The sequence below is a fragment of the Geitlerinema sp. PCC 7407 genome, from assembly GCF_000317045.1.
GTDB lineage: Bacteria > Cyanobacteriota > Cyanobacteriia > PCC-7407 > PCC-7407 > PCC-7407.
The window spans coordinates 2,034,379-2,060,823 of record NC_019703.1; the positions used below are offsets into that span (position 1 = coordinate 2,034,379).

17 protein-coding genes are annotated in these 26,445 nt (G+C 52.7%); 13 read left to right on the forward strand and 4 right to left on the reverse strand.

Annotated features, from left to right (window positions below; all coding sequences use genetic code 11):
- The first annotated feature begins 262 nt into the window (after positions 1–262).
- Positions 263–2,941 (forward strand): CHASE2 domain-containing protein, encoded by a 2,679-nt coding sequence (locus tag GEI7407_RS08575; protein WP_015171750.1) that lies wholly within the window; start codon positions 263–265, stop codon positions 2,939–2,941.
- Here the strand turns inward: GEI7407_RS08575 and GEI7407_RS20005 are convergent.
- Positions 2,933–5,947, reverse strand: a complete 3,015-nt coding sequence (locus GEI7407_RS20005; RefSeq protein WP_081587303.1) for an S-layer family protein — start codon at positions 5,945–5,947, stop codon at positions 2,933–2,935. The genes GEI7407_RS08575 and GEI7407_RS20005 overlap by 9 nt on opposite strands.
- Positions 5,948–6,394: 447 nt before the next feature.
- On the opposite strand from GEI7407_RS20005, the gene GEI7407_RS21985 reads away from it, so the two are divergent.
- The 4 genes from GEI7407_RS21985 (at position 6,395) to GEI7407_RS20015 (ending at position 9,078) form a co-directional block, all read left to right on the forward strand.
- Positions 6,395–6,646, forward strand: a complete 252-nt coding sequence (locus tag GEI7407_RS21985; RefSeq protein ID WP_015171752.1) for a DUF4278 domain-containing protein — start codon at positions 6,395–6,397, stop codon at positions 6,644–6,646.
- A 398-nt stretch (positions 6,647–7,044) separates the two neighbouring features.
- Positions 7,045–7,581, forward strand: coding sequence for a hypothetical protein (locus GEI7407_RS20985; protein WP_015171753.1), 537 nt, complete (start codon positions 7,045–7,047; stop codon positions 7,579–7,581).
- Between the two features lie 212 nt (positions 7,582–7,793).
- Entirely contained in the window at positions 7,794–8,021 is a 228-nt protein-coding gene (locus tag GEI7407_RS20990; protein WP_150109747.1) for a hypothetical protein, read from the forward strand.
- Between the two features lie 250 nt (positions 8,022–8,271).
- Positions 8,272–9,078, forward strand: coding sequence for a DUF928 domain-containing protein (locus GEI7407_RS20015; protein ID WP_015171754.1), 807 nt, complete (start codon positions 8,272–8,274; stop codon positions 9,076–9,078).
- A 4-nt stretch (positions 9,079–9,082) separates the two neighbouring features.
- Here GEI7407_RS20015 and GEI7407_RS08595 read toward each other — a convergent pair whose 3' ends face one another.
- Positions 9,083–11,407: a CHAT domain-containing protein gene (locus GEI7407_RS08595; protein ID WP_190274182.1), complete on the reverse strand. Its 2,325-nt coding sequence runs from the start codon at positions 11,405–11,407 to the stop codon at positions 9,083–9,085.
- Between the two features lie 151 nt (positions 11,408–11,558).
- Positions 11,559–12,416: a fatty acid desaturase gene (locus tag GEI7407_RS08600; protein WP_015171756.1), complete on the reverse strand. Its 858-nt coding sequence runs from the start codon at positions 12,414–12,416 to the stop codon at positions 11,559–11,561.
- 510 nt (positions 12,417–12,926) lie between these two features.
- On the opposite strand from GEI7407_RS08600, the gene GEI7407_RS08605 reads away from it, so the two are divergent.
- From GEI7407_RS08605 to GEI7407_RS08640, 8 genes are all read left to right on the forward strand, one after another.
- The gene (locus GEI7407_RS08605) at positions 12,927–13,223 is read left to right on the forward strand and encodes a hypothetical protein (RefSeq protein ID WP_015171757.1); all 297 of its coding nucleotides are present in this window, start codon (positions 12,927–12,929) and stop codon (positions 13,221–13,223) included.
- A gap of 374 nt (positions 13,224–13,597) precedes the next feature.
- Complete coding sequence (locus GEI7407_RS08610) at positions 13,598–15,736, forward strand: lipopolysaccharide assembly protein LapB (protein WP_150109748.1); 2,139 nt, start codon at positions 13,598–13,600, stop codon at positions 15,734–15,736.
- Positions 15,737–16,052: 316 nt separating this feature from the next.
- Positions 16,053–19,580 (forward strand): MHYT domain-containing protein, encoded by a 3,528-nt coding sequence (locus tag GEI7407_RS19450; RefSeq protein WP_190274183.1) that lies wholly within the window; start codon positions 16,053–16,055, stop codon positions 19,578–19,580.
- Positions 19,581–19,877: 297 nt separating this feature from the next.
- Positions 19,878–20,456 (forward strand): Uma2 family endonuclease, encoded by a 579-nt coding sequence (locus tag GEI7407_RS08620; protein ID WP_015171760.1) that lies wholly within the window; start codon positions 19,878–19,880, stop codon positions 20,454–20,456.
- Positions 20,457–20,521: 65 nt separating this feature from the next.
- On the forward strand, positions 20,522–21,526 hold the full coding sequence (locus tag GEI7407_RS08625) for a hypothetical protein (protein WP_015171761.1): 1,005 nt from the start codon (positions 20,522–20,524) through the stop codon (positions 21,524–21,526).
- A gap of 204 nt (positions 21,527–21,730) precedes the next feature.
- Positions 21,731–23,668, forward strand: coding sequence for a diguanylate cyclase domain-containing protein (locus GEI7407_RS19455; protein ID WP_015171762.1), 1,938 nt, complete (start codon positions 21,731–21,733; stop codon positions 23,666–23,668).
- Positions 23,669–23,860: 192 nt separating this feature from the next.
- Entirely contained in the window at positions 23,861–24,730 is an 870-nt protein-coding gene (locus GEI7407_RS08635) for a hypothetical protein (protein ID WP_015171763.1), read from the forward strand.
- 145 nt (positions 24,731–24,875) lie between these two features.
- Entirely contained in the window at positions 24,876–25,802 is a 927-nt protein-coding gene (locus tag GEI7407_RS08640; protein WP_015171764.1) for a rhodanese-related sulfurtransferase, read from the forward strand.
- Here the strand turns inward: GEI7407_RS08640 and GEI7407_RS08645 are convergent.
- A complete protein-coding gene (locus GEI7407_RS08645) occupies positions 25,750–26,415 on the reverse strand; it encodes a class I SAM-dependent methyltransferase (protein ID WP_015171765.1) in 666 nt (221 codons plus the stop codon). The genes GEI7407_RS08640 and GEI7407_RS08645 overlap by 53 nt on opposite strands.
- Positions 26,416–26,445: the final 30 nt, after the last annotated feature.

The window sequence follows — 26,445 nt, forward strand, 5'->3', positions numbered from 1 at the left end:
TCTTGATGCACTCTGGCAAGAGGGGCAAAGATTTTTGAGTAATCGTATGAAATTTTTATTAGATATCTTATGGGATTTATGGATTGCTTGCCAGAAAAACTAAAGTTATCTCCTTAAATAGTAAATGTGTGCCAATTTTAAGAGATTTTTTCAGCTTCTTGATTGAGCAAAATGCGAAGATTTAGCCTGCTGAATTCCTGAAAAACCCAGGGATTTTCAGTTAAGAAATGTCTAATTTTTATCAGTGTCCTGAGTCCCCTGTATGAATCAATACCAAGTTGGTGGAAGTCTGGCTCAGGATTATCCTTACTACGTTGTCAGACCGGCGGACGATGACCTCTATCAAGCTCTCCGTAGAGGTGAGTTTTGCTATGTATTCAATGCACGCCAGATGGGAAAGTCTAGCTTGATGGTGCGGGTGCTGCATCGCCTAGAGCAGGATGGCGTGTGGTGCGGCGCGATCGACTTGTCCCGAATTGGCACTGAGACGCTGAAGCCAGAGCAGTGGTACAAGGGGTTTGCGGTGGAGCTCTGGCAGGCTCTCGGGCTCTTTCAGCGCATGAATTTGAAGCGCTGGTGGGATGAACATCTGGATCTGCCGCCGGTCCAGCGTCTAGGACTGCTGCTTGAAGAGATTCTGGCGATGGAAGTGGCGGATTCAGGAGAGAGCCAGCCCGACCTGGTACTCTTCCTCGACGAGGTAGATAGTGTCCGGGGCCTGGACTTCTCGCTGAATGATTTTTTTGGGCTGATCCGGGCCTGTCACAACCGTCGAAGTGTCAAGCCTGCTTATCGTCGGCTGACTTTTGCGTTTTTGGGGGTGACGACGCCGTCGGATTTGATGACTGACCTCCAAAGGACGCCTTTTAATGTGGGTCGGGCGATCGACTTGGGGGGATTTTTGGCTGCGGATGCGCAGCCCCTGGTGCGGGGGTTAGTGGGATGCGTCCGAGATCCACGGCGGGCCCTCCAGTCGATTTTGATGTGGACTGGAGGACAGCCATTTTTGGTCCAAAAGCTCTGTCGGCTGCTGGTGGAGTATCCTCCGGAGGCCCCATCGCTCTCGGACAATGAGCATATTCATCATCTGGTCCAAAAATTCATTGTGCAGGATTGGGAGTTTCACGACGAGCCGGAGCATCTGCGGACCATTCGCGATCGCCTGCTGAATGCGTCTTCTTTGACGGGGCGATTGCTGGGGCTCTATCAGCAAATTTTGTTGCAGGGTAGTGTGGCCTTTGACGGCAGCCGTGAGCATATCGAGCTGTTGCTCTCTGGTCTGGTCAGTAACCAGCAGCGATATCTGGTTGTCAAGAATCCAATCTATCAAGCGGTGTTTGATCTGGCGTGGGTCCGCCATCACCTCAGGCAGCTGCGCCCCTATGCGCCCGCGCTGGAGGCTTGGCTGGCAGCGAGTCCCCGAAATGAGAGCTTTCTGCTGCGGGGGCAAACGTTGCAGGAGGCGCTGACCTGGGCGCTGGGCAAGAGTTTGAGCGATGAGGATTATCAGTTTCTGGGAGCAAGTCAGGAGCTGGCAAAGCGAGAGGTCCAAACGACGCTGGAAACCTTTGAGCAGGCAAGTCGAATCTTGGCTACGGCGCGACAGCGAGCGAGTCAGGAGGTGCGCAATCGGCGCATTGGGGGGCTGTGGTTGCTGGCAGGTATGCTGGGGGCGACGCTGCCGGTGTTGCTGGTGCGAACGCTGGGGCTGCTCCAAGGGGCAGAACTGGGGATGTTTGATCAATTTGTCAGGTGGCGACCCCCAGAACCGGGCGATCGCCGTGTGGTCGTTGTGGCGATCGATGAGCAAGATATCACTCAGGTTGGCCATCCGATGTCAGATCGCGTTCTGGCGCAAACTCTGCGATCTATCCAGGCTCAAAATCCTCGCGCCATTGGCCTAGATATCTATCGTGATTTGCCCGTTGCGCCGGGACAGGCAGAGCTAGCGCAGGTTTTTCGATCAACTCCCAATCTCATTGGGATCGAAAAGGTAGTTGGGCGGCGGGTTGCGCCGCCGCCAATTTTGTCTCAGGCAGAGCAGGTGGGGTTTGTTGATCAGATCGAAGATACAGACGGGAAGGTGAGGCGATCGCTTTTGTCCGTGATAGTCGGAGATACGCTGCATTACAGCCTGGCAGCGAAGCTCGCCCTCTCCTATTTGGAGAAAGAAGGTGTCACGCTAGAACCGCTGGATCAGTCAGGGCAGCGCTTGCGCCTGGGAAAAGCGATTTTTGAGCCATTTCTGCAAAATGACGGTGGCTATATCCGCGCTGCCGCTGGCGGCTATCAACTGCTGATCAATTTTCGGGGGACGGAAGCAGCGTTTTTAAATATCGCTTTGAGAGAGGTGCTGGCTGGAAAAGTGCCGGCTGAGACGTTCCGCGATCGCGTTGTCATTGTTGGCTATGTGGCTGAGAGCGTGAACGATTACTTCCGAACGCCCTATAACGGGGGATGGTTTGGCGCCTCTAAGCCGATTAACGGGGTGACGCTGCACGCCAATATTGTGAGCCAAATCCTGGGTGCTGCGCTGGATGCTAGACCGCTGATTCGCGTTTGGCCAGAGTTGGGAGAATGGCTTTGGGTGCTTCTGTGGTCTGGGATGGGGGCGATCGCGGCTTGGGGATTGCGATCGCCGCTCAAGCTCACTGCTGCCATGCTGCTGGCGCTTATTACTTTGGTAAGCAGTAGCTACTTGGCTTTCTTGACGGGTTGGTGGATTCCCATGGTGCCTGCTTTCCTGAGCCTGCTAGGAGCGGCGATCGCCCTCCTGATTGCCACTGCTAAGCAAAGCGATCGACTGCGCTTTCAGCGCACCTTTGCACTACTAGTCGAGACCCAGAAAAACTACCCCGAAGCGGGGCGCATTGCGATCGAATATCTCCGACAATCCGAAACAAGAGAGAATCAATCCATCATTGATCTGCATCTAAGGTGAAGTTTGCGATACCGCACACCCTTGCCTTCTCAAGGCTGTCTCTCGACGATCATCAGGCTGCGCTGCGACCAAAGTAACCTTGCCGTCGCGATCGATCATCCAACTCTGAGCCTCTACGATGGGCGAGGAAGACGACATTGGCCCTGGAGGTGTTGAAGACCTCTCTTTCCTGTCTCCAGAGCGCCCATCTTGCCACAGCACCTGCCCAACCAAAGGCTGTCGAGGATCTTCTGGTATCCCTCCCCGCCCTGTCATGGCAAAAGAACTTCTTTGATTGACAGAGCAGGTAGCTGTAACGAGGTCGCCGGGATCTACTAGATTTTCGGGTAAGGCTGTCATACCTCGAGTGGGATCAAGGTCCGGAGTTTGCAGCATGACGCGACCTGTGTCAATGCTGGGATTGGCTTGGGAGAAGGCCGTCACATCATTGGTCGAGAGCAAACGCGGATCGAGTTTGGCGGGATCTGTGGTGCCCAGCAGCAGCTGCAAATCTTCTCGCGATCGCAGATCTATCCAAAAGGTTTTTTCTGCTGCTAGTCGTACCTGTCCACCCGAACCTTCAAAGCCATTGGCGATAATATCGTTATTTTCGTTGGGAGCTGAAACAACGAATCCAGCATCGACTGCAATATTACCGCCGGTTGCTGTACCCGTTGCGTTAGTTGTGATACTGCTGTTGCGCCGAAGAATGATAAGAGGCGATCGCAAATTAATATCTCCACCACCACTGGTTGTGTTGGCGCTAATGACGCCCCCATCACTCAACTGAATTGTTTCGGCTTCTGCTGAAAGAGAGCCAGCGAGCCCTGCCCCGCTGCTGCTAACCTCTAATTTAGAACCACGCTGAACTGATAAAGAGTCTCCAGCAATAACGTTAATTGTGCCTCCATTCCCTCGTGCCATTGAACTCACATTACTAGACGCTTCACTACCACCTTCAAATCGGATTGAATCACGAGCGTATAGACTAATATTTCCGGCATCCCCAAAAGCGTTTGTATTGGCTAACAGTCTTCCGCCATTGGCCACTACGACAGCCCGAGCGCTGATGCGAATGTCTCCTCCCTGCCCCCGAGCATTCCGCCCCTCTATAGAACTACTGCCGACCGAACTAAATGCTGAGCTTGCCAAAGGGAGCCTGCTGTCCTTGCCGTCAAAGAGAACGGTGTCTCGGGCATTAATAATCACATTCCCCGCATTTCCCTCTCCTTGGGTGAGCGCAACAAGTTGACCAATATTGGTGACGAAGAGAGAGTTAGCGTCAATCTGAATATCCCCTCCTTGCCCTTTACCAAAAGGTGCAACAGCGCTCACACTCAGAGAGTAGTCAAGCCGAACATCATCGCGGGCCAAAATCTGAATATCACCCGCATTTCCCTCCCCAAATACTCTGCTATATAGACCCGATCCATTCATGATCGAAAGCGATCCGGTGCTGATTCGAATGCCACCTCCATTGCCACGCGCATCCGGTGCAATATCATTAACCACACTGCTTTCATCCAAGGTAACGGCTCTCGCTGCCTGGATACTGATACCGCCAGATTGTAAGCCCTCTTCTCCTAAACCAGGCGATATCCCCGCTATCAAGCTGCTGTCTGAAAGATTAACCTCTTGGGCATATAGGGTGATACTGCCACCTTGATCAGCGGCGACGCTGATGACTGCATCATTCGCCAAGTCTACATTGCCTCTCGTGATTCCCTCGGGAATACTCAAGGATACATTCTGGCCTTGTTGCACAATCTCTACTACGCCAGCACCTGATATTCCTGCCAACTCAATTCTTCCTCCTGGTGCCTCTAGCCTTCCCCCTTCAATCCTGATCTCTCTTCCGATGAAGGCTAGAGATTTCCCCGGTCTAACTTGTAGACCATTTGGGCGAGGACCCAGTTTGATAGTATAGGGTCCCGTACTAGAGCGAATAGCCGGACTGGGAGTACCGTCCCATCCGCTGAGAGGCATGGATGCTCCCGGCCCCCGAGGATTTTCCCCGAAATCAAAAATAGAGCCTTGTTCGCTAATTGGCTGATTAGGATAATTAGAAATTCCCAGGTAATAAATACCTGAACGATCTGGAATGAATGGTTCATACAAAGGAACTGTTGACTGAATGCCAACACTGTCGTTGTTGGCTGCAATGCCAAAGCCTCTACTATCAAAGAGAAATAATTCAGTATTGAGATTTGTACCCGCTACGGTGCTAGCTACAAAAGGTTCTCCCTTCTGGAGAAAAAGTGGATATAGATCTACATCACCCTCACGACTCAAGCTGCCAGAAATGGCGTCAAATGTTTCACCACTCCTTGGATCGTTGATAATTGAGTTGCTGTCAAAACCCTCTCCGACATCACTGGTCTCTGTAAAAGAGTTGAGAGAAACCACTTGGCCAGTCTGCACAAGAATATCTCCCTCAGTACCATAAAACTGAAGACCTGTAGGCACCGTAATGGTTAGTAGAGGCGTGCTTGCAGCATTGTCAGCTTTGAACTCTGTACCATCTGCAAACTTGATGCCTTGGGCTGTACTTCCGGTAAAAGAACCTCGAAGATCAAGAGACGCATCAGGCCCAAATACGATGCCGTTGGGGTTAATCAAAAATAAATTTGCATCACCCAGCACTCCCAAAGTACCCAAAATAGTAGATGAAGTAGGGCCAGTAACCCGCGACAGGATGTTTTCTACTCCCCCAGGGCTAGCAAAGTAGACTCGCTGAAGTCCGCCAATATTAAATTCTTGAAAGCTGTGGAAGAGATTAGTACCGCGCTGAGCACCCCCTGTGATGATATCGACTTGCCCACTTGAGGGATCAAACTCTGGGGTGATGACCGATCTTTCCGCACCTAGACTACTGTCTGGCAATACTTGGGCTGTACAGGGATGAACCAGTAAAAAGCTCATTCCTGCAAGAATTGCAGTCGCTCTCCATAACAAGAAAATGCGTAATGGCGATCGCTGAATCATAGGATATCTGCTAGAAAGTTCAGAAAAAATCAGTCTTTGCATTGGACTCTGTATATTCTCTATTTAATCAAAATTTCTCAATCTCTCAATACTGGTTTCTGGCATTACATCTAGCCTGCGCTAATAAACAAAGAGTTCTTGAAGCTGAATTCAGTATTTGAAGTATAGAATTACACCAATAGGAAGTTAAAAAATAAATTATGAGAAACTGCATGAGCTTATTATGAGTTTTGTGGATTTAAAGAACTCTAAGAGGCTGACAAAATAACAACATTGAATTAAAGGTTTTGCCAACAAAATGTCCACTATTAATCTTGCTCTTTAAGATCTTTAGAGTCGTTGAAATAGCAATAAAAGATTTTGTGAGTGAGGATTGCTAACCGTATAACGGCGATCGCGATAGAGAAATCTGATTGAGATTACAGAGCATTGAAAATCGATAGAAAAGTCAAAGATAAATGGTATTGCTGAAAATCAGGAGACTTTCTGATGAAACTATGTTATCGCGGCACTGATTACTCAATCCCTGTTCCTGCTCAAAACGCAGAATGCTTTGTGAGAAGTAATTTATGGACTAGTCTGACCTATCGTGGTAGCTGTTATCAGCTAAGTTCTCATTTCTCTAATTCTTGTGCCCCTAATGCTTTGGATTTAGAGGCATTAGCTTTTCAGAAACTTCTGACGGCAAAGCAGAGATATCAGTTAACTTATCGTGGCGTTGTTTATGCTCTTGCATTTTGAAAAGACACTTAGGCTGTCTTATTCTTCAGTCGAAAATGTGAAACGTGACTAGTATTTCTTGAGAGACATTATCGATGAATGTGAAAGTTTGTCTAGAGCGTGGTCATGCTCCTTTCAAGGATCGCTTCGGTGTTTAGGGATTTGAGCGAGGAGCTAGTGGGCCTGACACAACTGAGATTGATGTAATCCTAAATGCAGCTTGCAGAGAATCTACTAAAAAAAGCTGCAAAGGCGATCGCTGAAGGCATCCATAGATACTGCCAGAAAATCTTCTAATTCAGAAGCCTGTGCTCAATTGTCGACAATACAGCGTGAAAAAAAGTGGGTAACTTAAGTAATTACCTCGCCTAACCTAATCTTTTGAAATCTTAATTCTCACTACTGTCGAGGAAAATGTCATGTCTAAGATTCTTGATTACGTTCCCCAACCAGATGCCCATACCTGTCAAAGCGCCTGCATTGCTAAAGTTCTGGGAACAACAAACGTTGCGGAAATTCGTTCTGCGTTAAATTCAATTGGTACGCCTGGTGATCCTCATGTGATGGGTGACTACCTGAAATCCCGAGTTAAAAGTTATAAATTTCTAGAATCTGGCTCTCTAATTGATGCGAAAGAAGCAATTGATGATGGATGTGTAGTCATTACTCACGGCTGGTTTACGCAAAGTGGTCACGTGATTTGCCTGATTGGACATGAGCCTGACTCTAGAACACTTTCATACCGATTTATTGTAGATGATCCATGGGAGGAATTTAATTTCCCTGATGCTCGGTATATTCCCGGTAGGTCGGGTGATAATGTTCGCTATTCAAGTTATGGTGTTTATGCCTACTGTGTTGCTTCAAGTAGCTATGAGCACGCAGCACAAATTTATGCTCAGGGGCAATTGATGTCTTCTGAAAAAGGCGCATGGCTACACATAATTAAAAACTGAATCCTCAATTTTTTAACATCTAGTTTATCGCCTCTTAAGTGTGAGAGTGCAGTCTTGATTCGTCAGCTCTTATAAAGTTAAAGCGAATTATCTGACTGCACTCTCAAGTTTCTCTGCCGAAAATGATTGTGTAAGGAGAAGAAATGTATGAATCAATTTCGAAAAGATAGAATTAAAAAATCGCAGATATACTACTAATAATTACATCGGTTTTGGCGACTGTACTTAATCCCGTTATGGCAATTAAAAGTTATTTAATTTCAGAAAAAATTAGCAAAATCGAAAATCTTAGGAAAGAAAATTTTTCTAGTTTGATTCAGACGCAACTCCCAAATTTACATAAGGATTCTGTCAAAGCAGCAATATCTATGACCAATCTATATGCCTTGATTTCAAAAGAAGAGGAAAATAATATTTTTCAATTTATATTATTAATATAAGTGTATTAAAAGAAACATTAAAAGAGCCTTGTATATGGCTAAAAATAGAGAAATCTAGTCGAGTTAAATCGATCCTAGATATGAAACAGCCTGGACAAAAGTGACTTTAATTCAAAACTGATCAAATCACTTTCTCTAATCTCACCGATTGTTCTCTATTGTTAGTCTGGTTTCAACAATTGCTTTAATGCTGGTGTGTTAAGTGTGGTAATGGGGGCAGCCTATATCGCTGTATGATTGTGGATGATGTATGGCAAAGAAGCTAAGAAGTATGCAACTTCAGCGAGTATTTGTACTTATAGCTTTTAGTTTTCTGCTAGTGATTGGATCAGTGCCTGCGCTAGGCCAATCTTTTCTCCAAGAGGCTGTACTGACTTTAGACCGCAATCTTAGCAAAGCACAAAAACCCATTAAACAGATTCTCTTTAAGCCTCCAACTGATGAGGAACCCCCACCTACACGGGGTGCTGGATCGCGTAGCGATCGCCTCTGCTCTCAAGATGCACTGGCTAGCCATAGTAGTGCATCTACTCAACCCTTGGCGCTTACTGCTTTAGTTCCTCCTAACCAATCTAATTTAACCTGGGCAGAGCGTCCTACTGTTTGGGTTTATGTGCCAGAGACGTCAGCGCGGCAAATTGTTTTGAGTGTGAGAGAGGAGAGCGGGCAGCCGCATTCACAGCGTTTTGTGGAGATTACGGGTGAGGCAGGAATTGTAGGGATCTCGATGGAGGAAGATGCGCCGCCTTTGGAAGTGGACAAGGTGTATCAGTGGGCGGTAGTCATGATCTGCGGCGATCGCCCCAATCCCAATGATCCTTTTGTGACGGCTTGGATTCGGCGTGCTGAGCCAACAGAGCCTCTTAGCGGCTCTCTCTCGGCCTTAGAAAAGGCTGCTGAATATGCACAATTCGGAATTTGGTATGATGCTTTGACGGCTTTGGCCGAGGAGCGGCGATCGCGCCCTACAGATCCAGCTTTAGCGAAAATTTGGGTAGATTTCTTAGCTCAGCCAACCGTTGGTTTAGAGGCGATCGCCGACGAACCTCTTCGCTAATTTTCTAACGCCAGTTTCCGATCAGGACAAATGGCGCCCAGTGATAGGGGTGTTGATAATTGCTCGATCGCAAGAGTGACAGCTGGGCTTGGCGAAGTGCCTCTGCGCGAGTGATGCCCGGTTTTTGCAGCTGTATATAAAACTGCGTCATTAGCTCAGATGTAGAGTCGTCCTGCACAGACCAGAGTGTTGCGATCGTGCTGCGTGCACCCGATCGCAGGGCTACACCTGCCATACCCAGTACTGCCCGTTTATCTCCCTTTGCGGTTTGGCAAGCGCTCAAGATCAGCAGTTCGATGGGTTGATTTTGGCGATCGCCCATTTCTAATAGCCGGTCTAGATCTCTCACCTGAATACGGCCATCCCAAGTTAATAAAAACGTATTGTCCACCTGGGAAGAGAACTGACCATGAGTTGCAAGGTGCACAATGGGGAAAGCAGCAGATGCTAACTTCTCATTCAAGGCTCTGGTTGTGAATGCCTGATTTAGCAGGACATTGGCAGGTACAAGAGTCGATATCTGCTCGATTTCTTCCGCTACGCCCGGCAGTGCTGAGAAGCCTGGTCGCTCCTCAGAGATCCCACCCGCTAGGGTCCGAAATTGATCCGGAGTGAGTGATCTTGAGGGCAAAATTTGTAGTCCCGGCGTTAGGGCAAGACTATATTTCTCGATCAAGTACTGCTGTCCATCGTGCAGGGCAGCTAAAGGCAGTCCCTGTAAGATGCCATCTAGGACAAATACTAGTGTCTGAGTCTCACTGTTAGCCAAGTCTTGCTCAAAAGGTCGAATTAGCCAGTCGTAGATTTTTTGGTGAGGCTGAAGTGGATTTGCGCTGGAAATGAAGGGACTCAAACTGGCGAAAAGATCATCAAAAGTCTGATCGATGATCCTATTATTGCCTTGATTTTGAGAGAGACTGGTCTCTTGAGAAGAGGCGGGAAAGCGAGTGAAGTGATAGCGTAGAGGCTGCTCTGGTAGAGAAAGGATCACTGCTAGGCGATCGGGTAGAAGAATAGAGTAGATAACTGCGGCCTTGGGATCGACTTGCTCGATAGATTGGGGAAGGGTATCCAGACAAGCTTCCCGGAAAAAGTTGTTGAGCTCGGCAATTTGCAGGGCTTCGATAACTGCGCGTGCCTGCTGTAGATGGCTTTCTGTTGGCTCCTCCAGCAGCAGCTGCACAAGCTGTCGATAGATTGGCTCAACCTGCTCTCGAAATGAAAACTGGGCATCTGGATTAATCGCGACCAAGTCTCCTCGCAAGACTCCAAGCGTGTCAACGGCCTGACTATAAGCCTCAATGGCCTCTGGAGTTCGCCCTTGCTGGTGAAGAATCCGGCCTAACTGCCACTGCCAGGAAACCGCAATATCCTCGGCCTGAATTGACTGAGCAATTTGGATAGCCTGACGAGTGACCTGTTCTGCGTCTTTCCACTGCTTTGAGGTTTCATAGAGATATCCTAGCTGCCCCAAAGCATAGGCCTGCGATCGCACATCCCCCAGGCTTTTGGCTTGGTGAACTGTATCAGCCAGAAGTTGAGCGATCGCAGCAGGCGCTGTGGCGCTTTGAGACGAGTGGGCTGCCAATTTGATTAGACTTTCGGCGAAGTTGACCTGTGCATAGAGGCGGGAACGGCCGAGGGGAAGGGTCTCTAACAGGGACTGAATTTCGGGAAGCAGAAGGGAGGCGTGCGCTGCTTGCTTGCTGTCGGCGAGGAGACTCAAAAGGTTTAGGCGGGCTTGTAGTCGAGTCTCTGGATTGATGGTCTCTGCTGCTTCTTGGTAAAGGGCGATCGCTCGAAAATAATGAGTCTGTCTAGTCTTAGATTGATCTTGTTCTGCTTGAGCTCGGCTGAGATTTCCTAGGGCAAGGAGAGTGCTACCGGGATCTTCCTTGAGCTGCTGAGAGATCTCTAAACTAAATTCTAGAACTCGCTTGCTTTCTGAGAGATCCCCGATTCGCAGTAGCACAATGCCTAAACTCCTCAAGCTGCTTGCTTTCAAAGCAGAGGCGGGAAGAGTATTTAAATGGGCATTGATTTGCTCGAGTAAAGTTCTAGCACGTCGATACTGCCCCAGTGCTTTTAGCGCCTGAACTTGATTGAGCCGGCTCCCGAACTGGCCGGTTGTGTCACCTGCTCGAGTATAGGCGGCTTCAGCCTCTTTCCAGAGCTCGAGGGCTGCTTGGGCATTGCCAATGGATAACTGGTGTGCTCCTGCTTGGTTGAGATCTTGGGCTTTGGAGAGATAATCTGTTGTCGATAAGGATTGAAGTGATGCTGAACTCGCTAGAGATGCGATCGCCCCTTCTCCTGTGAGAATGACCATTCCCGCAGTGACTAGACTCAAAGCAAGCTTGAGGAAAATGGTTGGCCTCAGCATCCTAATCGATTGACCGAAAAGCCTAAAATTTAAGCGCTAGTATAAGATTTAATTTGCCGATCTATCCCCTGATAGACGGATAGATCGGCAAATTAATTTATCGGGTGGTGTCTGCCTCTAGGGGCGGCATGATGACTTTCTTGGCAAGTCCCAGCGTTATGAGGACCTGAATTACCCACCAAGTGATATCAATTTGCCACCACTTCCAGCCTGCTTTTGCGACTCGGGGATAGGCATGATGGTTGTTGTGCCAGCCTTCTCCGAAAGTCAGGAGCGCTGCCCACCAGAGGTTTCGCGAGCCATCTTCTGTCTCAAAGGTGCGATCGCCAAATAGGTGCGTGACTGAGTTGATCAGCCAGGTGGTGTGCCAAAGCAGGACGACTCGGACAAATACCCCATAGACTATAAAAGGCCAGCCTCCCAAAAGATAGAGAAGTCCTGCCAGGGGAATTTGCAAAAGTAGAAAATAGCGATCGAGCCAGGTATAGAAAGGATCGCGTGCCAGATCAGGGGCATTCTTGCGATAGGTGTTGACGTCAAAGAACTCTGGCCGGGGATACAGAATCCAAAGAATGTGACTCCACCAGAAGCCGCGCCGCGCCGAGTAGGGATCTTTGTGGACGTCTTCGGTGAAGGCGTGGTGTAGGCGATGGCCTGCCACCCAAAAAATGGGTCCGCCCTGAAGTGCCAGCGCCCCCAAAAGGCCGAAAGTATACTCTAGCGGCTTGGGAACTCGAAGGCTGCGATGACTCAGGAGGCGGTGATACCCCAGACAGATGCCAATACTGCCGAACAACCAGTGTAAAAAAAGCATGACTCCTAAAGCGGACCAGGAAAAAAACCAGGGTGCTAGGAGTGCCAGGATGTGGAAGGCGCTGAAAAAAGCGACATTGCTCCAGCTTAAGACGAGAGATTGCTCACCGGTTGAGGCAGAGCTGGATAATTGAACAGACACGAATTCTCCTTGAAAATTTCAGGGCTGGTGCAGTGGTAACCACAAATGCTGTGGTGTTGGAAATGAAGTGCTAACGCAGCAGATATATAGGAAGGTCAGAGTTCACAGCGGTGATGTTGTGGTCAAACAAAACCCCAAAGCGTGTAATTGAATGTCTGTTTTCCTAACTGTCTTTGAGTGCGATAGGCCTGAGGGTCATTATATTGCCGTTATTGTTTCTTGATTATTCGCTCCGAAGATAACCCACTGCATCAAAGGAAACTGAGAGGATTTCCAGTTAGCTTCCATGGCCTGCCACTGCGGCTGTAGGTAGGACTTTTTTATTTTTAGGGAACATCTTCTGTTTTAGCAAAGGAAGTCAAAAATACTTAATTTTTTGGATAAAAATAAAATGGTGTTTATAACTTTTGGGTGATTGAAGAAAGAGGGTGTCAGGCAATCCTAAGGATAGAGGTTGTAAATACAATCCCCGTAGGAATTTACCTTTTTTCTTTTGGATTAAATGTGATAATGATTGACTCTGGCCGCCAGCAAAAAAGCTTTTTCGATCGCGTTTTTCGAGATGACGCGGGCAATATTGTGATTGCCCAAGTGCCTAATTTACCCATTCTTGTTTGGCTGGCTGCTTCGCTGCTGTCCTATGGCACCGCGAGTGGCAAGCTGCACCAAGGCTTGGCGGCGGTGGCCTTTGGGGCTTTGTTTACCTGGGCATGGCAAGAGCTCTTTGATGGGGTGAACTATTTTCGGCGATCGCTCGGTTTGGGGGTGCTGCTAGGGGCGATCGCCTGGCAGATCTATGGAGCCTGAGAATTAGCAGCGCCGAGCCAGATCATAACCAAAAAGCGATCGTTCTGCACTCTCTGCTTGCCCGAGGCATTGAAGGCTATCGCCCTGATTAGAAATTTTTAGAAACTTTTAAACTGCTTCTCCTTTCAGTGTCTGTTCGAAAGAGATGAGGCATCTAGATCAGGCATCTATATATTGGGAGAGTTTGCGCAAGTAGTAGAGACTGCTCTCGTGCGTGACTTCCCGGCGGTTGCGGAACGAATGTTCGCGGAAGACGGTCCTAGGAGCGTGTAGAGAACACTGTTTAACGCTACTAAGACTCAAGCACTATGCATTTGAACCAGGGTTGGCGGGTGGTCGGTTGCCTGGGATTGATGTTGCTCTGTACCGCTTCAATGCGCTCCATCCCTGGGGCAGTGGCGGAGTCCTCTCCTCCGGCGAGTTCTTCGACCGCAAAATGTGATGCTGAAGCGGGCCAGACCCTGGAACTACTGGCGCGGGATTTGGTGTATCGCAGTCAGGGATATGCTGCGGCGGGCCAGTTTGATCTGGCGGCGCGATCGCTCGAGCAGGCGCTGCTGATGGTGCCAGCGATCGGCGATCCCTTCGCGAAAACAGAGATGGTGGCGAACATCGCGGGTGAATCAGGGGGCCAGCCCAGCACGATGGAGCAAATGATTCTCCATGCGTCTAAAAGCCAGCAGAAAGAAATTTCTTTGGCGCTGTTACCAAAGATAGCGGCGGCCACCCAGGCGCTGGAGGGTGAGTATGGGGTGATCAATACCAAGCGGGCTATTTTGATCCGCCTGGCGCGCTACTATACGACCCTGGGGCAGACCGAGCAGGCGCGATCGCTGCTGGATGAGGCAGAGCAGCTGCTCGGGCGGTTGCAGGGAGATGGTTTCGGGCTGATCGCGGCTCCACTGGCTGAGGGATACGCGGCTGCGGGAGAGAAATCGGCGGCGATCGCGGTGCTGGATCGAGCGGTGCGGCAGACAGAGGCCATGAAGACCCAGGATCAAGGGTATCTGGCGGATATCTATCGGGCGATCGCCATCGGCTACGGAAAGGCCGGGGCAGAGCAGCCCGCTCAGCGAGCCGCTGAGCGCATTCAGGTGCCGGTGGTGAAAGCAAAGACGCTGGCGGCGATCGCGCGCCACCTGGCCCAGGCTGGCTCCCCCGCTGCGGCGGAGACGATGTTGACCCAGGCGCAGGATATTTTATCTACGCTGCCGGAGGGATCGCGATCGGATGCCATGGCTGAAGTCGCTTTGGCCTATGCCGAGAGCGGACAGTGGGAGAGTGCCCGAGAGAGAGTGGGCAAGATCTCTTCAGCAGAAGTCAAAATCCGCACGCTGGCAGAGCTCGCGTCGATCAGCCATCGCGCTAATCGGCCCGAACCCGCGACAACACTCATGGCAGATTTGGCGGCGATCGCCCGGACGATCTCTCCTTTTGATAATGGGGATAGTTTGCTGCGAGAGATCTCTAGCCAGTATGTAGCCAATCAGCAGTATGAGCTGGCGCTGGCGCTGAGCCAATCTCTAGATGAAAACCTGCGGCACGATCTCCTTCTCAAGCTGGTTGAAGAAGCCAGTGCAGCTGGAAAGTTTGCGATCGCCCAGCAAGCGGCTGAGGTGATTCCGCCGGGCTGGGAGAACCAGACGCGCTATATCAGCCTCAGGTCCCTGGCTGCGGGCTATGCCCAGGCGGGGCAGTATGACCAGGCGATTCAGCTGCTCACTCAGATCAAAGACAACAGCAACTATCCCAGTCAGTCTCTTGGGCGAGTTGCGATCGCCCAGGCCTACCGAGAAGAGGGCCAAGTCGATCGAGCCGCTGACCAGCTCACCCAGGCGCTGAAGGCGCTGGAAACGCTGGAAAATTCGCCAGCGAAACTGGAGGCCATGGGCGCGATCGCAGTGACGTTTGCGCAGATGCAGCAGTCATCGCAGGCTGCCGACGCCCAGGCCCGCGCTTTGGCGGTGGCGAAGGCGCTCAATCCCCAGGGCTCGACTTCCTATAGCGTGGAGCAGCTGCTGAGCCAGTCTCTCAAGGCCCAAGAATATCCGCTGGCCTTCCGGCTAGTAGAGGCGCTGGGGGACTCTGAGGAGCGCGATCGCCCCTTGCAGATGATCTTGCAGCAAATGCTGGATGCGGGAGAGCTGTCAGCGGTGTCAAAAGCCGCTGAGAAACTCTATAACCCCCATCAAAAAGTTGCTTTTTGGCTCAAGGTCGCAGACCATTACCGGGGAACCGGGCAGCCTGAGCCAGCGGCGGAAATTTTGGCCCAGGCCCTGGCGATCGCCCAAAATCTGACCGGCCCAGACGAAAATAGCTTTGCGGCGGCGGCCCAGATCGATCCGTCGATTCCGGTCAATGATGAGTTTGACCGAGGGAGTTTGCTCGAAGCGATCGCCCTCCGCTATGCAGAAATGGGCCGCCATGAGGCGGCTCGCCAAGCGGCGCAGTCCTTGCGATCGCCCCTGGATCAAGAGCGCCTGATTCAGCGTTTGGCCTGCTATCAAGGCTAGGGACTCAGGGAGCCCGCTTCGGGTCAAAAAAACTGCTTTTGGCGATCGCTGGAGGTGCTCCTCTGGCGATCGCTTTTGCTGGGACAGAGGGAATGTAAGGCTCCTGAGAACTGGAGGCTCGCGCCTGCGGGGCTGCGGGCGTCTGGGCTCGGGGGAGCCCTTCTGGCCAAAAAAAGCTAAAAAGACTAGAGGGCTGGGCAGTCTAGAGATATTCCTCTGCTGTGTCTTCTGGCACGGGTTTGGGTGCCTAGGCTCCCGCTGGAATGGATCCTTACCTTGCGTTCACGGTTGCTCATACATGCCCATCACCCATCCTATGGTTGGTACTTATCACCTTGAGCTTGTGCTGTTGTCACTGGCGATCGCGGTGATCGCGTCCTATAGTGCGCTGGATTTGGGCGGTCGGGTGAGGTCGGCGCGATCGTGGCTGCGGGCTTTGTGGCTGGTGGGGGGTGCGATCGCCATGGGGAGCGGCATCTGGTCCATGCACTTTGTGGCCATGCTGGCGTTTCAGTTGCCGGTGGCGGTCCAGTATGATGTCACGCTGACTCTGGGCTCGCTGGGGGTGGCGGTGCTGGCGTCGGGGTTTGGGCTGGTGCTGCTGGCTCGCCCCCGTATGGACTGGCTGGTGCTGGCGGGCGGCAGTCTCTCCATGGGGCTGGCGATCGCGGCGATGCACTATCTGGGAATGGCGGCGATGGGGCCGTCGGTGCGCCTGACCTACAATGCGGGCCTGGTGGGGCTGTCGGTGGCGATCGCCATTGGTGCGTCGGGGGCTGCCCTGGGCCTGGCGTTTCAGCTGCGACAGCAAACTGAGCAGCGCCTCATTTGGTACAAGCTCGGCAGCGCCTTGGTGATGGGGGTTGCCATCAGCGGTATGCACTATACCGGTATGCTGGCGACCTGCTTTCTTGCGCAGCCGGGGCCGCTGCCCTCGTCTAGTCCGGCTCTGGCCCCGTCGCTGTTGGCGGTCGGGGTGGGGGCGGCGAGCCTGTTTTTGCTGGCCTTGACCTTGGTGACGTCGCTGTTTGAGCAGCGCCTGGCGGCCCAGCGGCGGCGGGAGCAGACCCTGGTCGAAAGCGAAAACCGCTTTCGGCAGCTGATTCGAGAAATGCAGGTGGGGGTGCTGGTTCTCAATGTGGCTGGGGAGATCGTGGTGGCCAACCAGGCTGTCGAGCGGCTGCTCGAGCTGGATTTGACCGGTCAGGGGGGGAAGTCCTTTCAGGCGCTGGTGAGCCCGGTGTGGCAGCTGCTCCACGAAGACGAAACGCCCTTTTTGCCGGAGGAGTGGCCGATGGCGCGGGCGATCGCGACGGGGGAGCCAGTGCGGGATGTGGTGATGGGCCTAGCGCCGATCCAAGGGGGTGATCGCCGCTGGCTGCTGGTGCACACCGACCCCCACCGAGATGCGGGGGGCGCCCTGGAGCGGCTGGTGTGTACCCTCAGCGATATCACCGCCGAAAAGCAGGCTCAGGTGGCGCTGCGCCGCAGCGAGGAGCGCTTTGCCCTGGCGCTGGAGGGGGTGAATGACGGCATTTGGGACTGGAATCTGTCCACGGGGGAGGTTTACTATTCGCCGCGCTGGCAGCAAATGCTGGGCTACGACACGGTGGATCTCAATCCGTCCTTTGAGTCTTTTATGCAGCTGCTGCATCCGGAGGATCGGGCGGTGATTTTGGCGCAGATCGAGGCCTATTTTGCGCGCCAGATTCCGATCTATGAGGTGGAGTTTCGGGCGGCGCACTGCGATGGCTCCTACCGCTGGATTTTGGCGCGGGGGGCGGCGCTGTGGAATGACCAGGGCGTCCCCTACCGCATGGTGGGGTCTCACACGAATATCACCGATCGCAAGCTCGCTGAGGTGACGCTGTGCCAGCTGATCGAGAAGGAGCGAACGGTGGCCCGCATTGTCCAGCGGATGAGCCAGAGCCTGGAGCCGGCGGTGATTTTTCGCTCGATGACGGAGGAGCTGCGCAGCGCGCTACAGTGCGATCGCGTGCTGGTGGGGCGCTGCGGGCCGGAGGGCAGCGGCCAGATCGAGGCGGAGGCGATCGCGCCCGAGAGCCCCTGGCCGCCTTTTTCGCGGGGGGCGATCGCGGCAAGTCTGGATTTCTCGGCTTTGAGCCGATTTTTGCTGGAGAGCCCTGGCACGCCGGCGATCGCCACGCTCTCCCTGGCGACTGCTTTCCCAACTAGCTGCTGCCTGATCGTGCCGATTCTCGCGCGCGGCCAGCGCTGGGGACTGCTGATCGCGGCGGAGTTTCGGGGCGATCGCCGCTGGCAGGAGACCGAAATCACTCTAACCACCCAAATTGGTAATCAACTGGGCGTAGCGATTCAGCAGGCGGAGCTGTTTGCCAAAACCCAGCAGCAGTCCATCGAGGTGCAGCTAGCCAAGGAGGCAGCCGATAGCGCCAACCGGGCGAAAAGCGAGTTTTTGGCCAATATGAGCCACGAGCTGCGGACGCCCCTCAACGCGATTTTGGGCTTTACGCAGCTGCTCCACCGCGATCGCTCTCTCTCGGCGGCTCACCGGGAATATGTCGAGGTGATTAGCCGCAGCGGCGCGAGTCTCCTCGACTTGATCAATGACATTTTGGAGATGTCTAAGATCGAGGCGGGACGAGTGTTTCTCAATGAGGATAATTTCGATCTTTATCACCTGATCGAGACGCTGGAGGCGCTGCTGAGCGTCAAGGCCCAGGCGAAGGGACTGGAGCTGCGCATCGAGCGATCGCCCCGAGTGCCGCAATATATCAAAGCCGATGAGACCAAGCTGCGCCAGGTCCTGACCAATCTCTTGGGCAATGCCATCAAGTTCACCGAGCGCGGCAAGGTCGTCCTGCGCCTGCGGACCGAAAATGCTCCTGCCCAGGCGGGAGAGGTGCTGGGGACGGGGCTGCTGCTGTGCTTTGAGGTCCAGGATACGGGACCCGGAATTGCGCTCCACGAGCAAGAGCATCTCTTTGACGTGTTCAATCAAACGGCTCTGGGCATCAAGTCGGGAGAAGGGACGGGGCTGGGGCTGCCGATTAGCCAGCGGTTTGTGCAGCTGATGGGCGGCAAGATCTCTCTCGAAAGTGAGATCGGCCAGGGGGCTTTGTTCTCTTTTGTCATACCGGTGCTGTTGGCGGATGAGTCTTTGGTGGTGCCGCTGCGATCGCCCCAGCGGCGCGTGCTGGCTCTGGCCCCCGATCAGCCGCCGACTCGCATTTTGGTGGTCGAGGATCACCCAAAAAGTCGTCTGCTGCTGACGCGGATGCTGACGGCGGTGGGCTTCGAGGTCCACGAGGCAGAAAATGGTCAAGAGGCGATCGCGGCCTGGCAGGCGTGGCATCCCCACCTGATCTTGATGGATATGCGCATGCCGGTGATGAATGGCTACGAAGCGACGGCCCGGATCAAGGCGAGTCCCGGCGGCGATCGAGTGCCCATTGTGGCCCTGACGGCAAATGCCTTTGAGGAGGAGCATCAGCAGGCCCGAGACAGCGGCTGCAATGACTTTATTCGCAAGCCTTTTTCGGAGGAGGAGCTCTTTGATAAGCTGCGGGCCAGCCTGAATCTCCAGTATGTCTATGAAGATGATGTCCAGTCACCCGAAGAAGAGGCGATCGCGGATACGGCCCTGCTGATCTCTCAGCTCCGCACGATGCCCGAAACCTGGTGTCAGCAAATCTATTACGCCGCTCGTCAGGGGAGTGATCTGCTGATCCTCAAGCTGATCGAGGAGATGCCTGACTCCCTAGAAACCCTAGAAAAAGCCCTCTCAACCTGGGTCAATGATTTTCGCTTCGATCAGATCGCCGATCTGATCCACTCTGCTTTCCCCGAAGCCAATGGCTAACTGAACGTGGTTGGTCTTCTCAGACGACTTATCTTCTGCTCGATGATGCTTGCCCGTTGAAGCCTGATCATATTTCTACTTGGTGAGATGCGATCGCCTGCCTGAATGCAGATCCTTGCTCAAATGTCTTTCCCAGCTTCAGATCCGGAACCTTGTCGATGAGTCAGAATTGAGATTAAGTGGGAACACAAAAGGTGATTGACCTGCTTGATTGGGTTTGTACCGTCAGCGTTCGTACCATGGAAATCATCCACCAAATGCCAGATACCGTTGAGCATAAGGGAGGTTGAGCACGTAATGACACAGGCACTTGAGCAACGCATCTATACCTGTGAAGAATATCTGGAATTTGAAATGGCTTCGGAGGAACGCCATGAATATGTGAATGGAGAAATTCGACTCATGACGGGAGGCACACCTGACCATAATGAACTAGCCATTAATCTTGCAACCCTGCTCAAGTCTGCTTTGCGAGGCAAACCCTACCGTATTTTTGGAGCCGATCAACGCCTGTGGATTCCCGATCGCAAGCTTTACACCTATCCTGATTTGATGGTTGTCGAAAAACCCTTACAGCTTCAAACGGGGCGTACTGACACTGTGATCAATCCCTGTTTCATTGCTGAAGTGCTATCCAAATCAACCCAAGATTACGACCACGGCGAAAAGTTTTCTGCTTACCGCACCATTGAAAGCTTCCGCGAGTATCTCCTCATTGATCAGTACAGTATTCACGTAGAACACTACGTCAAAACATCTGCTAATCAATGGCTCCTATCAGAATATGGTGATCCAAATGTTACGTTATCCCTGAGTGCGTTTGAAGCTCAACTTGAAATCATTAGCCTTTATGAAAACATTGAGGTTGATGCTTAAAAACAGCAAGAGCGATTCTCTGTGAGACGCTAAAGCCGAATGCGGCATCACTCGATTATTGCTTTATGCGCTATCTCGTGACGACCAAGGCCGATCGTCTGCCTGGTGATCATCAAATCATCATGGTGGATGGCACTGTGCCTGGCTGGTCAGCGAGACCGGGAGACCTGCACTGGGATCATCATCGTTCTGGGGGAGCTGATGTGCAGATAGATGAGATCCCCATGCCGGAGCAGCAAACCCTGCTGGCAGAACGGGCTACTGGGCAGCCACCTTGCTTTGTGACGACGATGGTGGATGCGGATGCTTGCTGTGCGGCGGCTTGGGTGCAGTTGCCTCGGGAAGTGCTGACCCCTGAGACGATCGCGAAACTGCGGGCGATCGCGTGGGACTGCGATCATCTAGTAGTTCCCGACGAGTTGCAGCAGTATGCAGCGTTTGGGGCCAAGGCTGTGGTCGCTCTGAAAACTGCAAGCGAAGGAATTGCGGCTGATCTAGGGCTTCCTCACGAGCGCAAAGCGTGGGCGGATGAACAGTGGGAAGCCTATTCGTCGGAGGCCTTTCGTCGAGGCACTGATTGGCTGATTGCTGCTGCTAAGGGTGAGTCTCCGTATCCTGGAGAGAGTGGAGAAGCGGATAATTACTGGCAGCAGATTGAAGCGGATGCCCAAATGCTGATTGACGAAGGTCGAATTTGGTTTGTGCAGACCGATCGCGGTGATATTGCGGTCTGCGATCAAACCAGCACCAGTCACGGGATCGATCCGCGCTCCTTCTACCAGGCTCTGCCCAAAGCGCACGACTCTTTCCAAGCTCCCCTGCGCCCAGAAGCGCTGACCATTCGCGATCATCGGACCGGCGGAACTCAGTACACCCTGGGCAGCATTCCCCTCCATCCGCAAGTGCATGAATTGGACTATACCCAAGGTGCTTTCGATCGCCTGAGTCAAGCGGATCAAGCGAAAGATCCTGACTCTGGCACCTGGGGTGGACGACGGACCGTGGGTGGTTCACCGTGGAATACACCCTCTCGCTTAACGGTTGAAGAGATTATTGCGTTGTTGGATTAAAAAAATAGAGACACAGGCGATCGCCCTTTCTTGTGGGCTGTGCCTTCCCATCAGAACTTGGCATCCCTTGCCCGCGATCGCCCGTTTAAAGCGTGACAACTTCCGGGGATAGGGAACCTTTACCATAGATAAACCTGAGCTCTTGAGCAAAGGCTCAGCCCATTTACACACTGCGCAAACTCACTTGCCAGTGACAGGGGAACTATGGTTTCAAGGAAACAAACCCAGATTTCCAAACTCAAGGGCACGCTGGACCATCTGCTACAAAAAACTCATTTAACCAAACCTCAAGCGTTGATATTGCTGCAAACGCTGACAATTGCCTGCATCTATGCCATCACGGCAAAAATGAGTCTTCAGTTTGCGATGCTACCCGGCAAGATAACAGCCGTTTGGTTCCCCTCTGGCTTCACCTTCGCCTTTGTCATCTGGTTCGGTCTGCGCGCCCTGCCCAGTATCGCCCTGGGCTCGATCGTCTTCATGGTGTGGAACAACCTGACCATGAACCTGGCCTGGCCAGTGTCCAGCGACATCGTTGCGATCATTGCCTGCACCATCGCCAACAGCCTGCAACCGGTCATCGGCGTCGACCTGATCCGTCGGCTCACCCACGCCCCGCCCTCCCTAGAGCGAACGAAAGGCGTCATTGCTTTTGTGGTGGCGGCCACTGTCGCGCCGACGCTGCCCGCCTTCATCGGCGTCACGGTCTCTTCCCTGGTCGGTATTGTCCCCTGGCAAACCTACGGCATTTCCTGGCTGACGTGGTGGTCGGCTGGCGTAGCCGCCATCTTGATCTTGACGCCCACTCTCCTCTTTGGGCCTCAGGCAGCTGCATTGCTGCGTCCCCAGTTTCGCCGAGAAATCATGGGCATTTTGGGGACAACGCTGGGGCTTTGCTGGCTCATTTTTGGCCAAGGATATCCCGTTGAGTATGTGCTGCTGCTGGTGCTGATTTGGTCTGGGCTGCGCCTAGGAAACTTTGCGACCAGCGCCCTGGTGAGCCTGATTGCCCTCATCGCCATCGTCAGCACCGCCAATAGTTTGGGCACCTTTGCCGGCAATTCGACAACTCACTCTTTGGTGATTTTGCAGTCTTTTATTACAGCTTGTTCGGTTTCTACCTTGGTCTTGGGCGGCGCTTTAAATACGCAGAAAGCGGTTGAACTGAGCTTAGAAAAAACCCTACTGAGTCTAGAGCAGCAGGTGAGCGATCGCACGGCTCAGCTGCGAGAAAGTCAGGCGATTTTAGATGGTTTCTTTTCTGTGGCACCTGTGGGCTTGGGCATTGTCGATCGCGATTTGCGCTATGTCCGCGTCAACACGCTGATGGCGGACATGCACAATCTGCCTGCCGAGTCCCACATCGGCCAGTCAATCCACGAGATTCGCCCTGATCTGGCTGCGGAAATCGAGCCTATCTACCGCCAGGTTTTGAATACTGGAAAACCCGTTTTGAACCGAGAGGAAAACAATAGGATTCAGGATCCAAACGATCAAATCAAAACTTGGCTCGCTACTTACTTTCCGATTTTAAATTCTCGTCAAAGGCCGAATCAAGTCGGTCTTATTTTGATGGAAATTAGCGAAATTAAGCAGCTTGAGCAGCAGCTTCGCAAACAGGCTTATATGGATGGCCTGACGCAGGTTGCCAATCGATTGTATTTCAATGAATTTCTGGAACTGGAGTGGCGGCGCTGTGAGCGATCGCATCTGCCACTATCAATGCTGCTGACGGATTTAGACGAGTTCAAAATCTATAACGATACCTACGGGCATCCCATGGGCGATCAATGTCTCAAGCAGTTTGCAAGCGTTTTGCAAGCGTCAATTAAGCGTCCTGGGGACTTGGTGGCGCGCTATGGGGGAGAGGAGTTTGTGGTTGTGCTGCCAGAGACGGGGGCAGATGGCGCGCTGCGGGTAGCCGAGCGAATTCGCCAGCGCCTGCACGAGCTGCGAATCCCTCACAGCGGCTCGTCGGTGTGTGCCCATGTCACAGCCAGCCTGGGCGTCACTACCTGCACTCCCTCCGGCCAACACACCCCAGAAACGCTGCTGCAAGCCGCTGATGCTGCCCTCTATGAGTCGAAGCACCAAGGCCGCGATCGCATCACCCAGATAGACCTGAATCACGCTTCTTTATAAGAAATTAATATTCATAAATTTTGGATGATTTCGTTAGTGGCTAAAAAATTTTGGGAATTATTGATTCTAGAGAGCATTTGCATGACTTTGCCTCCTAGTCATTGACGTCTAGAAAATGCTTTTAGAAATCTGAAGCCAGATTTGAACAAAATTACCTAGCTTTAACCCCTGACTTCTACCTAGGAGAAATAAATGTCGAAATCTTGTTGTCCCAAAAAAGCTCGTAGAAATTTGGAAGCCGCTTTGCGAGAATATGAGGAAATTCTCAAAGATGTACAATTTAAAGCTGAAGAATTATATGCTCAACGAATTAAGGCGATGAAGTTGATTGAGATTTGCAAATCCTATATAAAGCTGCTAATAAATATTCCTGAAGAATTTCTTGAAGCTATTGAATTCTATGAGTCTGAGTATCGAACTTTTCAAGAGCTCACTAAACCCTTTGAAAGTGAGCTTCTAGTCGATGATGTTGAGCAAGTTTCTGATTCGACAAACAGGGTGATCGCTGCTGCTGGATCGGGGGTTGCTGTGGGGGCGGGAGTTGCGGCTGTTGCTCCTTCTGCGGCAATGGCGATCGCGACTACCTTTGGTGCTGCCTCCACTGGGACCGCGATCTCGACCCTATCTGGGGCTGCGGCGACGAGCGCTGCCCTTGCTTGGCTAGGAGGCGGGACTTTGGCTGCTGGTGGCGGGGGCATGTTGGCAGGAGGTGCTCTCCTCGCCATGGCAGGCCCAGTCGGTATTGCCATTGGCTTGGCCGTCACTGGCGGTATGTTGTTTGCTTCGTCGCAAAAAGAACAGGAAGATTGTGAAAAGCTGGTTCAAGCAACTCTGAAAGTCAAGGCAGAGTCTAGACAGTTTTTTGCTAGAAAGGAAGAGATTGAACGAATTCTTGATTTGACTCAAACTCATGCAGAAGCTGCCTTTTCTAAGCTCAAAAACTTGCTGGAAAATGCCCCACGCGACTATAGCCAATTTACGTCGGAGCAGAAAAGAGATCTGGCAGCTCTGACGATTCATCTGCGAATTCTGGCTAGACTACTGAACCAAAAAATTCAGTGATTGATTCAGGGATTTAAGTGGCCTGAATTGATTGCCTCGGTGAAATAGTTTGTCCGAACTCGGACAAGCTAGGGTTCGCAACTTGGTGCGATCGCTGGACTAAAATAAGAGACTGCTTTTCGATCTAGTTGGCCAGTCTCCGACCATGCAAGTCGTCGCTACTTTTTACCAATTCGTTGCTCTGCCTGACTTTGCTGATATGCGATCGCCCTTGCTGGAGCACTGCCAGAGCCAGGGAATTTGCGGCACGATTTTGTTGGCAGCAGAAGGCATCAATGGAACCATTGCGGGCGATCGCGCCTCTATTGACGCTGTTTTGGCATACCTGCGTCGCGATCCTCGGCTTGCCAACCTAGAGCACCGGGAGTCCCTGGCGCAGACTCCCCCCTTCGAGCGAATGAAGGTTCGCCTCAAGCGTGAGATCGTCACCCTCGGTCAGCCCGAAGCCGATCCCAATCGCCAAGTCGGCACCTACGTCACCCCCGAGGAGTGGAACCAGCTACTGGCCGATCCGGAAGTGGTGGTCATCGACACGCGCAACCACTACGAAGTCGCGATCGGCTCATTTCGGGGCGCTCAGGATCCCCAAACAGCACACTTTCGGCAGTTCCCTGAGTTTGTGCAGCAAAACCTCGATCCCCAGCAGCATCCCAAGGTCGCCATGTTTTGCACCGGCGGCATCCGCTGCGAAAAGGCTTCGTCCTATATGCTGAGCCAGGGATTTCGCGAGGTGTATCACCTTAAGGGTGGCATTTTGAAATATCTCGAAGAAGTGCCCCCCGAAAAAAGTTTGTGGGAGGGGGAGTGCTTTGTCTTTGATGAGCGGGTTGCTGTGGGGCACGGCTTGGCCCTGGGCAATCACGAAATGTGCCGAGGCTGCGGTCACCCCATCAGCGCTGAGGACAAGGCGTCTCCAGACTACGAGGAAGGAGTGTCGTGCCCAGGGTGTGCGAGCACGCTCACCGAGGAAAAGCGATCGCGCCTGCGGGAGAAACAGCGCCAGCTCCTCGCCCAGACCTCTAAGGCCGCTTCCAAGCCAGGGTCAGACCGTCCCCGATCGGCACCAAGCTGAGGCTGATGCGCTCGTCGCCCGATAGGGTTTCGTTGAAGCGGCGCATCCGCTGGGTGCGGTTGTCCTGGACCGAGGGGTCCGCGACCCGGCCGTGCCAGAGGACATTGTCAATGGCCAGCAGGCCACCGGGGCGCACGAGGGCCAGCGATCGCTCGTAGTATTCGGCATAGAGGCGCTTGTCCGCGTCGATAAACGCAAAATCAAAGGTGTTGGCCTGCCCCGTTGCCAGCAGGACATCGAGGGTTTCTAGGGCGGGGCGCAGATGGAGCTCGATTTTGTGGTCGACGCCTGCTGCTTGCCAGTGGCGCTGGGCGATCGCGCCGTAGTCTGGATTGTTGTCGCAGGCCACGATGCGTCCCTCGGGCGGCAGGGCCAGGGCCACGGCCAGAGCGCTGTAGCCCATGAAAACCCCGATTTCCAGGGTCTTGCGCGCACCCATGAGCTGCACCAGTAGCGCCAGAAACTGTCCCTGCTCCGGGGCGATCTGCATCTGGCCCAGGGGATGGAGCGCCGTCTCCGCCCGCAGGGTGGCCAGGGCCTCCGGCTCTCGCAGAGACACCGACTGTAGATAGTCTTGGAGCGATCGCGTCAGCCCCAGGGCATGGGTGGTCAATCTGGCCTCTCTCCTGTTTGCTATTGGCTA